The organism is Chryseobacterium herbae, assembly GCF_025154075.1.
GTDB lineage: Bacteria > Bacteroidota > Bacteroidia > Flavobacteriales > Weeksellaceae > Chryseobacterium > Chryseobacterium herbae.
In genome coordinates this window covers 110,596-123,069 of sequence record NZ_JAOAMU010000003.1, presented here as the reverse complement: position 1 = coordinate 123,069, position 12,474 = coordinate 110,596, and the positions used below count along the sequence as shown (strand labels likewise).

Annotated in this window: 11 protein-coding genes; 6 read left to right on the top strand and 5 right to left on the bottom strand. The window is 37.9% G+C overall.

Annotation, left to right across the window (positions count from 1 at the left end):
• The 4 genes from N0B48_RS10605 to N0B48_RS10590 all read right to left on the bottom strand — a co-directional run bounded on the left by N0B48_RS10605 (position 1) and on the right by N0B48_RS10590 (position 3,127).
• Complete coding sequence (locus N0B48_RS10605; protein WP_259838778.1) at positions 1 to 717, bottom strand: C40 family peptidase; 717 nt, start codon at positions 715 to 717, stop codon at positions 1 to 3.
• A gap of 83 nt (positions 718 to 800) precedes the next feature.
• Positions 801 to 1,448, bottom strand: a complete 648-nt coding sequence (locus N0B48_RS10600; protein WP_259838777.1) for an O-methyltransferase — start codon at positions 1,446 to 1,448, stop codon at positions 801 to 803.
• Between the two features lie 128 nt (positions 1,449 to 1,576).
• On the bottom strand, positions 1,577 to 1,729 hold the full coding sequence (locus N0B48_RS10595) for a CCPGW family putative bacteriocin (protein ID WP_442867482.1): 153 nt from the start codon (positions 1,727 to 1,729) through the stop codon (positions 1,577 to 1,579).
• A 564-nt stretch (positions 1,730 to 2,293) separates the two neighbouring features.
• Entirely contained in the window at positions 2,294 to 3,127 is an 834-nt protein-coding gene (locus N0B48_RS10590) for an OmpA family protein (protein WP_259838775.1), read from the bottom strand.
• 89 nt (positions 3,128 to 3,216) lie between these two features.
• Between N0B48_RS10590 and tilS the strand changes: the two genes are divergently transcribed.
• From tilS to N0B48_RS10560, 6 genes are all read left to right on the top strand, one after another.
• Positions 3,217 to 4,542 (top strand): tRNA lysidine(34) synthetase TilS, encoded by a 1,326-nt coding sequence (tilS, locus tag N0B48_RS10585; RefSeq protein WP_259838774.1) that lies wholly within the window; start codon positions 3,217 to 3,219, stop codon positions 4,540 to 4,542.
• Positions 4,532 to 6,598: a protein-disulfide reductase DsbD family protein gene (locus N0B48_RS10580; protein ID WP_259838773.1), complete on the top strand. Its 2,067-nt coding sequence runs from the start codon at positions 4,532 to 4,534 to the stop codon at positions 6,596 to 6,598. Before tilS ends, N0B48_RS10580 begins: the two co-directional genes overlap by 11 nt.
• 152 nt (positions 6,599 to 6,750) lie before the next feature.
• A complete protein-coding gene (locus tag N0B48_RS10575) occupies positions 6,751 to 8,301 on the top strand; it encodes a T9SS type A sorting domain-containing protein (RefSeq protein ID WP_259838772.1) in 1,551 nt (516 codons plus the stop codon).
• Between the two features lie 196 nt (positions 8,302 to 8,497).
• Entirely contained in the window at positions 8,498 to 9,016 is a 519-nt protein-coding gene (locus tag N0B48_RS10570) for a biopolymer transporter ExbD (protein WP_259838771.1), read from the top strand.
• 112 nt (positions 9,017 to 9,128) lie between these two features.
• A complete protein-coding gene (locus N0B48_RS10565; RefSeq protein WP_259838770.1) occupies positions 9,129 to 9,911 on the top strand; it encodes an alpha/beta fold hydrolase in 783 nt (260 codons plus the stop codon).
• Positions 9,912 to 9,985: 74 nt separating this feature from the next.
• Entirely contained in the window at positions 9,986 to 10,798 is an 813-nt protein-coding gene (locus N0B48_RS10560) for a patatin-like phospholipase family protein (protein WP_259838769.1), read from the top strand.
• A gap of 20 nt (positions 10,799 to 10,818) precedes the next feature.
• On the opposite strand, the gene N0B48_RS10555 is transcribed toward N0B48_RS10560, so the two are convergent.
• Entirely contained in the window at positions 10,819 to 12,366 is a 1,548-nt protein-coding gene (locus tag N0B48_RS10555; protein WP_371830618.1) for a choice-of-anchor J domain-containing protein, read from the bottom strand.
• Positions 12,367 to 12,474: the final 108 nt, after the last annotated feature.

Genomic DNA, 12,474 nt, shown 5'->3' with positions numbered 1-12,474 from the left:
CTAGAGCATGTTTTTAATCACTCTCAGTTTATGCGTATGTTTATTCATTTCTTTGTTAAAGATCCCAGTAGAATCAAGAATGTCTATCCTTACTTTTCCTGAGGCATGAATAATCCTTTGGTTATCCAGCATAATTCCTACATGAATAATTTTCCCCTCCGGATTCTCAAAGAAAGCCAAATCTCCTGGCTGGCTCTCTTCAACAAAAGTTAAAGGCACGCCAACTTCTGCCTGCTGATAAGTATCTCTCGGCAATTTTATATCATGAATTTTATAAACGAGTTGTGTAAAACCTGAGCAGTCCACCGCAAAAAAACTTTTGCCGCCCCACAGATAGGGCACATTAAGGAATTCCTTCGCCGCCAAAGCAATACTTTCACGAAGATCATGACTTCTTCTTGAAGCCACTACCGGAAATTCCACTTCAGATCCTATTGAAAGAAGGGTTTTTCCATCTTTCATCAGTACTGAAGAAAAATCCTCAGTCACTACGGTCACTTTTCTTTTAACCAAATCCTCGTCTGTTACAGATCTCAGCTGTTTGGTATCCATCCATCCTTCATATCCATCATAATGCATTTTTATTTTGGTCCAGTTTTTATTCACTTCCAAAATATCAGCGCTTTCTCCAAACAATATTTCCGTAACCATTTCCGCCTTGTCAGAACCTTCTGCGCGGACCGGTGCTACTGTAACGTTACAAATTCCTTTATTCATAATTTTTTAGATGATAGATTTCAGACAACAGATTTCAGATTTACTGAAGCTTGTCTGATATCTGTTGTCTTGTATCTTGGGTCTTATTTCCTTCTCAGAAAATTCACTCCATCACGCAAAGGTAAAATAAGATTTTCAAAATCGTCGTCTTTTGCGATCAAATCATTCAGTTCTTTGATGATCTGTGTGGATCTCTGTTTTGGATTTTCTTCCAGTACTTTACCGTACCACAAAACATTATCAAACATCACCACGGAACCGGATTTTGTTCTGGGCTTGATGAGTCTGAAATATTCTGCATAATTCTCTTTATCGGCATCTATAAAGATAAAATCAAAAATCTGATCGGTTTCTCTTAAAAACTCTTTGGCATCCTGAAGTTTAAAATCAATCTGTCCCGCGAATTCACTTTCTTCAAAATATTTTTTGGGAAGATAAGCAAGATCTTCATTAACGTCCAGTGTGGTTATTTTCCCGTCTTTGGCCAGTCCTGCTGTCAGACAAAGAGTAGCATATCCTGTAAAAGTTCCTATTTCGAGTACATTTTTAGGCTGAATCATTTGGGAAACAATCGTCAAAAGCCTTCCCTGCTGATATCCGGATATCATATGCGGCTGAGTCGTTTTCTGATAGGTCTCTCTTCTTAGTTTTCTCAGAATTTCAGGTTCTGAGGAAGCATGTGTTTCCAGATACCTGTCCATTTCAGGATTCTGTTCTTCAAAAAAGCTCATAAAATTTTAATTTAAACAAATTTAATCATTTTAAAATTCCTTTTTGAGTTCCTGACTTCTATTCAACATCTCATAAGAAAGGAGAGAAATTAATTCCCTCCTTTTTTTCAGATATATCTGCGGCTCTATTACAAAGCTATACAATACTGACCTGGTGTACCACATACCCAACCCGGACAACAGTCTCTGGTTACACGGCAAATAATCTGTGGGTTGCAATCTCTAATAGCTCCCTGTACTTCTTTCATTTGTCCTCTTGACATTTTTTTTAAATTTTTCATATTTTTTAGTTTAGTATAATTTCCTACTCTTTAAGATTTTCGGACACCTCTATTATTTCTCTTTATAGAGATTTAAATATAAACATTCTTTTAAAATAAATAATAGAATCTATAAAAACTAGTTTTCACTTATTACATCAATAGAAGATCCAGAACACTCATTATTTGAATGAAAGCGTGCATTACCCCCTGTTTTTTTCATTGCAATGGAGAATATTAATGATCTACCAAGTCATTCTTCCGGGAAAACCACGGTGCAAAATACCGGGAAAATACGGATATGTTTGTGTCGAACATAGTTATACATTTGCAGAGAACAAGGGGTAAAAACACTAAGAAAAAAAGGAAATGAATGCAGGGGGAAAACTAAATAACACTGAGAATCAGAAGACCGCAGGGCCATTAGGCAAGGCGGATTCTTCGTCTAAAAAAACTAAGACGCAAATATCCAATTCATTTTTTCAACGAGTTATTTCATTATTGAAAAAAGAAGAATTAATTTGATTAAAAAAATAAATCCCGAATTGCTTCGGGATTTATTTTTATGGGTATGTTGGGTTTGAATTACTTCTTAGGAGTAATATCCATTAATTTCATGAACTCATCCAGCTTAGGCATGATGATGATTTCCGTTCTTCTGTTATCCGCTCTTCCGGAAACACTCATATTCGTTGCTTTAGGATTGTATTCAGAACGTCCACCAGCTGTGATTCTTGCAGGATCTACACCGAACTGTGTCTGAAGAACCTTCGCAATCGCTGTACCTCTCAATGCAGAAAGATCCCAGTTGTCTCTTGGCAGATTAGGAGAACTTAAAGGTGCGTTATCTGTATTTCCTTCAATCAGGACAGAATATTTATCATAATCATTGATCACTTTAGCTACTTTGCCTAATACTTCCTGAGCTGTTGGCTGAATGTTGTAATCTCCTGTCTTATAAAGCATTTTATCAGAAAGTGAGATCATTACCACTCCCTTCAATACTTTCACCTGTACATCATCATCCGCCACATTATCAAGAGATCTCTTAAGCTTATTAGACAGAGCCATATTCAGACTGTCATTTTTAGCATTGTTTGAGATCAGCTGCTTGATATAAGAGTTGGAAGCATTGATTTCTCCCACTAGCTTATCAATATTAGCTGAGCTTTTTCCTGTATTTGAAAGACATGCATCCAAAGATGATTTCAAAGCATCATGCTGGCTCTTTAAAAGATTATTTTCTCCTGACAAGGCAGAATTCTGAGACTTTAAATCCTGGATCTCTCTTTGTCTTTCGCCAATATTTTCAATACACTGCTTGTAGTTTGAACTTAAAGCATCGTACTGTTTTTGGGAGACACATGAGGTTAATCCCAACGCCATTGCAGAAACTGCTAAAATTTTAAAAATCTTCATACGTATCATTTTTAGACGAATCAAAGTTAGGAAAATTCAATTGAACTATATGCATTATCTTTGTAGGAACGAAATTCTCAACAAACGTTTTGGAAAAATTTAGTTTTAAAAATCAGCTTGAAAACCTTGTCCGAAACCCGGAAAATCACCGCTATCTTTTAGCAGTGAGCGGCGGTGCCGATTCTATGGTTCTGGCCTCTCTTTTTCAAGGTTTGGGGCTTGTTTACCAGATTGCCTATGTCAATTATAAGCTCCGTGGTGAGGATTCGGATCTAGATCAGAAAACGGTTCAGGATTTTTGTGAGAAAAATCATATTCCTTTTCATCTGTATGAAGTTTCGGAAAAAGACAAAAAACCGGACAATTCCATTCAGCTTTGGGCCAGGGAACTTCGTTACCGCTTTTTCCGTGAAATTCAGAATCAGGAAGAATTGGAATTTCTGGTTACGGCTCATCATCTGAACGATCAGCTGGAAACTTTTATCATTAATCTTTCCAAAGCTTCAGGAATCGACGGACTGAGTGGCATTCCGGCAGCCAGTAATCATACACTCCGCCCGCTTCTTATTTTTTCAAAAAAAGAAATTTATGACTATGCGGAGGAAAATGGGATTGATTTCCGGGAAGATCTTTCCAATAAAAAAAGTGATTATTTAAGGAATAAAATCAGAAACGAAATCGTTCCCAGGCTTTTAGAAACGAATGATCATTTTCTGGAAAATTTTAAAAGAAGTTCCGTTTATCTAAATCAGACCAAAAATTTTGTTCAAAAGCAGATAGAGGAGATAGAAAATAGCATTTCGACCTTTAACTTAAAAGAAAAAATTATATCAAAAGAAAAGCTAAACAGCGAAAGTGATTTTGTAAAATTTGAGATTCTAAAAAAATACGGCTTTAAAAAGGAAGAAGAGATTAAAAAAATCTTCTCAGCTCAGAGTGGAAGCACTTTTTTTTCTAACGATTATGTATTGATTATCAACAGAAATGAATTAATTTTATCCGGAAAATCTGATAAAAAAGATCGTGAAGAAGAAATTATCCTGATAGAAGATCCGGATCTTTCGGAAAGCCAGATGGAGATCAATCTTGAAAATAAGATTGAAAACATTGAAGGAATCAATAACAGTTTTGAATGGGATCTCGATGCCGAAAAACTTCAATTTCCACTGCGTTTGAGAAAACAACAGGATGGCGATGAGTTTTATCCGACTGGTTTTTCAGGAAAAAAGAAAGTTTCTAAATTTTTTAGGGACGAAAAATTATCTATTTTAGCGAGGCAAAAAATCTGGATCCTGTGCGATGGCAACAACTCCGTACTCGGAATTATACCATTAAGGCAGGACAGACGATATACAAAGGACGGGAAAACGAAAAGTATTCTCAAAATTTTTAATGAAAAGAAAAATGAAATTTAGAAACTGGTTTTTAGTAGTGCTGCTTTTTTTAGCGGCAGGAATTAATGCACAGATCAAGAATCCTGTAAAATTCAAGTTCACCATCAACGATTTGGGGAACAATCAATATGAAGCTGTACTGAATGCTACGATGGAAAGCGGCTGGCATATTTATTCCAAAGACCTTCCTGAAGATACAGGAATCCCTACTGAATATAAAGTTTCGGGGAAAAATATTGAACTGATTGGAAAGTTTACAGAAGTCGGCAAAAAACATGAGGAATTTTCGGAAGCTTTTGGTGGAAAGATTATTTTCTATTCCAATTCAGCCGGGTTTAAACAGAAATTCAAATTAAAAGATCCCACAAAACCGGGTGATGTGACTTCTGAAATTACGTATCAGACGTGTGATGACAGAGTTTGTCTTGCGCCTAATACATTAGAATTCAACCAAAAAATCACTCCGAAAGGAGCTACTGAAGAACCAGCAGAGGAAAAAACCGAAGCTACAAAAGATTCAGTAAAAACAATAGAAACTGTTGCCACAGCTCCTGTGAAAGGAGAAGTAACCGTTACTCAAGCTTCACAATTAGATCCTAAACAGCTAAAAATAGCCACCATTGATTTCCAGAAACCTTTAACGGATTGTGGAACTGCCTCTACAAAAGTGGACGAAAACTACTGGACTTATTTATTCTTAGGATTTGCAGGAGGTTTAATCGCCTTACTGACACCCTGTGTTTTCCCGATGATTCCGCTTACGGTTTCTTTCTTTACAAAAGGAAACAGCAACAAAGCAAAAGGTAAAAGAGATGCGCTGATCTACGGATTTTTCATCCTTTTGATCTTCGTATTATTAAGTGTACCGTTCCACCTGATCGATGGAATCGCAGGAAATATTTTTAACGAAATTTCTACAAGCGTCTGGCTGAATATCGCCTTCTTTATCATATTCATCTTCTTTGCAGGAAGTTTCTTCGGATACTATGATATCACGCTGCCAAGCTCTATCGCCAACAAATCTTCTAAAGCAGAAGAGGCTGGCGGACTTGTTGGTATTTTCTTCATGGCGTTAACGCTGGTTATTGTTTCTTTCTCATGTACCGGCCCTATTCTGGGAGGTTTATTAGGAAGTGCAGTGACAGGATCTTCCAATGTTCCTATGCTTCTTACCTTTGCACTGGCAGGATTCGGATTGGCATGGGCTATTGTTTTTGGATTGCTGGCTTTATTCCCACAGGCTTTAAAGAGTCTTCCAAAATCAGGAGGATGGATGAATACCGTGAAAGTGGTTCTTGGATTTGTAGAACTGGCTTTGGCTTTAAAATTCTTATCTAAAGCTGACCTGGTTTCCAAAACATTCTTATTAAAAAGAGAACTTTTCATAGCCATCTGGATCATTATTGCAATTGGACTGGCTTTATATTTATTCGGAATTATAAGATTCCCGCACGATGATAAAAAACCTAAAATTTCTATTACAAGAAAGATATTGGGAGCATTGGGAATCGGTTTTGTGATTTATCTTATTCAGGGATTAATTCCTGCTGAGCGTCCAAAACTTCAGCTATTAAGTGGTATTTTGCCTCCACTGAATGTAAGCTATTTACATGATGAAAAAGACGGGATCCTCGGGATGCACCCTGAACATGATTTCTTTAAAGCCATTGAACTTGCTAAAAAGGAAAACAAACCGATCCTCATCGACTTTACCGGCTACGGCTGTGAAAACTGCAGAAAGATGGAGGAATTCGTCTGGAGCGAACCGGACATCTTACCGATCCTTCAGAATGATGTGGTACTCGCCTCTTTATATGTAGATGACAAGGAAGAGCTTCCGGAAGATCAGAAAACCAAAATTGATCTTGGTGACGGACAGATCAAAAAAGTAAAAACGATTGGTGACCGATGGAGCTTATTCCAGCAGGTGAATTTCAACAATAATTCCCAGCCACACTACGTTCTGATAACACCGGACGGAAAAGTGATCAATACACCGGTATCCGGATATATGCCGAAAGAAGATTTCAAAAAATTCTTAGAATGCGGCGTTAATTATTACAAAACAGCAAAGTAAGCTTACTTTACCTATCATAAAGCCTTATCAATTCATTTTGGTAAGGCTTTTTTGTACACTTATTAGAAGAATATCTACACTTACTAATTGATTTGAGAACATTTCCTTTTTTTTATTAAATTACACCCTGAGTCACCCAATTACAATTACATATGAAATATTTTAAATTTACTTTTTTATTTTCCCTTACCATTTACTCCTTTCTGCCGGCACAGACCGCCCCTGCTATACAATGGCAGAAATCACTGGGTGGAAGTCATGGGGATCAGGCAAAATCTGTTCAGCAAACTTCTGATGGAGGATATATCGTTGCCGGATGGTCTAATTCTACCGATGGTGATGCTACAGAAAATCATGGAGATTCCGATTATTGGATTGTAAAACTGGATGTTTCAGGAACTATACAATGGCAAAAATCATTGGGTGGAACTTCTTACGACAGCGCCAATTCAATTCAACAGACCGCCGACGGAGGATATATTGTTGCCGGTGAATCTTATTCTACCGATGGAGATGTTACCGGAAATCATGGGAATTCTGATTACTGGCTCGTAAAAGTAGATGCCTCAGGAGTTATACAATGGCAAAAATCATTGGGTGGGAGTAATCAGGATACTGCAAATTCTGTCCAACAAACTTCAGACGGAGGGTACATTGTTGCCGGTGAATCTTATTCTACCAACGGAGATGTTATAGGAAACCATGGAATTTCCGATTACTGGATTGTAAAATTAGACGCCTCAGGAACTATGCAATGGCAGAAGTCACTGGGTGGAACTTCTTATGAAGGAGCCAATTCAATCCAACAGACTTCTGACGGAGGATATATTATGGCAGGTACAGGCAGTTCTACTAATGGAGACATTAGTATAAATTATGGAAACGGAGATTTTTGGATCGTAAAACTAGATACCTCAGGAGCTATACAATGGCAGAAATCATTGCTGGGCAATCTTGCTGATACTGCAACGTCTATCCAGCAAACATCAGATGGAGGATACATTGTTGCCGGTATGTCTAATTCTACAAACTCTGAAATGCCGCTAATGTTTGGAACATCTAATTATTGTGTGGCAAAATTAGATTCTAACGGAAATACATTATGGCAAAGATATTTTGGGGGCAGCGGTGAAGATCACCCCCTTTCTACCCAACAAACTTCTGACGGAGGATATATCGTCGCCGGGAGAACTGGTTCTGTAGACGGAGATGTTACAGGAAATCATGGAAATTTCGATTGCTGGATCGTAAAATTAGATACCTCAGGATTCATACAATGGCAGAAACCATTGGGAGGGAGTTCTTTTGATGAAACAAATTCTATTCAGCAGACAGCTGATGGGGGATATATCCTCGCAGGTATGGTTTTTTCTTCAGACGGAAACATTACAGGGTACCATGGAGAAAGTGACGCCTGGATCGTCAAGTTAAGCGCCAACCAATTAAACACGGCAGAAATTCAACTTATTAATAAGCCTCTTATGTATCCTAATCCGGCAAAAGATATGATTTATCTGGATCATCTTCCCGGAGAAACAGTTGTACATATTACCGATATGTCCGGAAGAAATTTATTGAGTCAAAAATACAATGAGAAAAAGGTCAGCATCCCTGCTTCCCAACTCACCAATGGCGTGTATCTTATTCAGGTTCAGTCTCAAGGAAAAATTATTTTATCAGACAAACTGATGATAAAGAAATAATACACAAACCCTTAAACTATCACAAAACATTATGAATTTAAACAACCATTAATAATTTTAATGTTAAATTATAATTGATTTTTAATTTTTTATATCATTTAATTAATTTAGGTACAAACTTTGCATCGATTCCTCCGAATCACGATGAATTCTAGACGCTTCATCAAGTACCGTTTAACATTTAAAATTATGAATTATGGCTGAAGTAATTGCACAAGAAAAGCAGGGCGGCAAGCAAAAGAAAAAATTAATCCGGGTGGATATGACCCCAATGGTAGATCTGGGATTCCTGCTGATCACCTTCTTTATGTTCACTACCAATTTTACAAAACCCAATGTAATGGATTTGGGACTTCCTGCAAAAGGAACCCCTCCAAGTGGACCTGTTGTTATGAATCAAAAAAACCAGGTTACTTTTATTTTAGGAAAAGACAACAGGGTATTTTATCACCAGAGTAATGCGACCGATTTAAATTCCAATAACTTAAAAGAGACGGATTTCAGCGGCGTAAAAATCTCTAAAATCATTTCCGAAGCTTACAAAAATGCTCCCACACCGGAAAATTTCACAGTGATTGTAAAGCCAACGGATGAAGCCAACTATAAAAATTTCGTAGATATTCTCGACAATATTGCGATCTCTAAAAAAGAAAGATATGGCATCACCGACATAAAACCTTGGGAAAAGAAAGTTTATACTGAATTAACGCAATAAGACAGAAGAGCATTTTTTAAATGCTCTTTTTTTATTTACATTTGAAGAAACAACTAATTTCAGACTGATATTATCTGCTGAAATCTTTTTAACTGTTATAAAATTGAAGATCATGCTGAATTTTGAAAGAAAAGGAAACGGGAAAGAAACTCTGGTGCTGCTTCACGGCTTTATGGAAAACCTTTCTATCTGGAGTGATATGGAACCTCATCTTTCCGATCAATTTTCACTGTTGAAAATAGACCTTCCCGGCCACGGCCAATCTGATATTCTGGCCGAAGTTCACACCATGGAACTGATGGCTGATGAAGTGAAAAAAGTTTTGGATTATGAAAAGCTAAGCAAAGTACATTTGTTGGGACATTCCATGGGCGGCTATACCTCACTGGCTTTTGCAGAGAAATATCCTCAGATTCTTAAAAGCCTTACCCTATTCTTCTCGACGTATTTCGCCGATGATGAGGAGAAAAAACAGCAGCGGATCAAAAGCTACAGAATCATCAAAGACGCTTTTACCCATTATGCCAAGGCCGGCATTCCCAACCTTTTCAATCCCAATGAAAAAGATATTCTGGAAGGGAAAATTGAAATTGCTCTGGCTATGGCCCTTTCTACAAACAACATGGGCGCTCTTGCCTGTGTCAAAGGTATGGTGGAAAGAACAGACAAAAAGCAGGTCATGGAAAATCTTGAAGCGAAAATTCTGGTTTTGGCCGGAAAACACGACAATGCTGTAAAAACAGATATGATGATCAAACATCTTCCTGACAGAACCAATGTAAAGTCCTACATTCTGGACTGCGGACACAACGGACATTGGGAAAAACCGGGCATCTGCGCAGAAATTATTAACACGGAACTTCTTCACAATCTTCCCAAAAAGCTGGTGCTGTAGAAAACCCTTCAAATACAGGTCTTAAGCCCTGCATATCAAATTTTCTTGTATCTTAGTAAGGATTAATTATTTCAATGGGTTTATTCTCGTTCAAAAAAAAGAAACCGCCGGTCATCGGCCTTACGCTTTCCGGAGGAGGAATGCGAGGAATTGCTCATATTGCGGTACTGAAAGCACTGGAAGAATACAATCTGAAACCTCAAATCATTTCAGGAACCAGCGCCGGCTCTATTGTCGGAGCTTTTTACTCCTTTGGAAAATCACCGGACGAGATGATGGAGATCGTAAGAAATACCACTTTCTTCTCGAGATCCTATCTGAAGCTTTCTAAAAACGGTATTTTCAGCTCAAATTTCATTTTAAAACTGTTCAATGATCATTTTCCCGAGAATGACTTTAAGATTTTAAAAATCCCTGTTTACGTTACGGCTACCGAGATGACTCATGGTATTGTAGACTTTTTTTCTGAAGGAGAACTTTTTGGCCCTTTGCTGGCTTCGTCCAGTGTTCCATTTATTTTGCCACCCGTAAGAATAGGTGAAAAAATATATGTGGATGGCGGTGTTCTAGACAACCTTCCTATCGAACCGATTATTGACAAATGTGATTTTTTAATTGCTTCCCATGTCAATTCCATAAGCTATGACGAACTGAAAAAGATGAGCCTGATGAAGGAGTTTGACAGAATTCTCCATTTAGCCATCGCCAAATCGGTGTACTCCAAAGTCAAGTCCTGTGATATTTTTTTAGATCCTCCCAAAATGACAAAATTCAGCCTGTTCAGCAAGAAAAATCTGGACATTATGTTTCAGGAAGTTTATGAATATACCTGCAAGGAGCTGGAAGAAAAAGGATATAAAAAAGGCTCCCAAATTGAGAGCCTCTAATTATCTGATTATTAAAAAAGTTATTCTTTGATTACTTTAAAGGTCTGCTCAGAATCTGCTGTTTTCACTTTTACAACATACACCCCTGAATTCAGATCATTCGTCTGAATGACAGAAACATTGTCCTTCACAGATTTTACCAGTCTTCCTTCAGCAGAATAGAAATTCACTTCCGTTACTTTTCTGTCCACCGCTGAAATATTTAAGACATCTTTCATTGGATTAGGATATACTGATAATTTTGCTTTAGCATTCGTTTCGTTTACTTCTAACGATCCGGCAGGAACGATCGTGATACTGTAATCTTCAGCCTGTCCGTAAGCCGCTGTTCCCGTAGTGGCAGCAAGCGTTGTACCGGAAGAATAACATGGGCTTAAATAAGCTGTGGCACCATAGGTCTTTTTCACTCTCATTCTTGTTTTCCCTAAGGTAGCTGTTGCCGGAACCACAATATTTCCGGTTGCCGTTTTCGTATCAATACCTGTAGAATTTACTAGTGATACTATCGTTGCCGCTGTTCCGAAAAATGCTTCTCCCGTATCTACGAAATCACCATCCTGATTCCAGTCTATATAGACAATAAATCTGTTAGAATTATTTCCATCCGTATTCCCTTTGAAAGTTATAGGATAGGTTCCACCCTGTTCCACTGATACATTTTTATTGATAAAATTTTCATGGGTTGGGCTGGTTAATATTTCTGAAGAAGTATTCGTCATATTTCTTAACTGAACAGACGTAATAGGCTCTACGCCATCGGTAAACAGAAGGTTTCCGAAGCAATAAGGCGCAAATGAATCTCCGGTTGTGAAACTGGAAGTCTGGCATCCTACCGCCACACCTGCTGCGTTTTTAGCAACCACTTTCCAATAATAGGTAGCATTTCCTTGCAATGTTGTAAAATCAGCAAATAAATAATTGCTTGCCACCAGCGTTGTAGGATTCGGATTGGTATCCAGATACAAATCATAACTATCAACTTTGGCTCCTGCAGCTGGTGCAGTCCATGTTAATGTTACAGCATTTGGATTTACTCCTGTTGCACCATTACTTGGCGCCGTTAAAGCAGTAACACAACTAGGAGCTACTGTAGGTGCAGTATCATTACCTATACTATCAAACAACAATCTAAACATATCCGGAGAAGTAGCCTGAAAACCTACATACACGGTTTGTCCCACATAAGCGGAAAGGTCTACAGAAAAGAAGGTCCATTTATTAGGAGCCGGTGCTACAGGGGTAAGTACCGTTGTAAAGGCAGCGGCAGTAGCTGTTGTTGTAGATAATTTAACCGCATAACTTTCTACGTAATTAGGATCCTGATTCTTCACAAAATAGGTAATCCTGTCATTAACACCAGCTACTACGGTTATAGCAGGTGTTACTAAATAATCATCATGTGCTGCAGTACTGTAGTTAATCTGCGCTGCATTCGGTAGTGAGTACACACTTCGCGGAGCACCGGGGCCAAAAATAAACCCATTGGCGTCTCCTCCGTTAATTACACTCCATCCCGCAGGAGTGGTAGTACCTGCATCAAAGTTTTGAGAAAATTGCGCACTGGCCAGAACAGGCAATGCAAACAAAAACGTAAGTAATTTTGTTTTCATAAAATAATTTGGTTTTTCATTAATTCACTGCCTAAAGTACAATAAATACATAAATAAAACAAACTA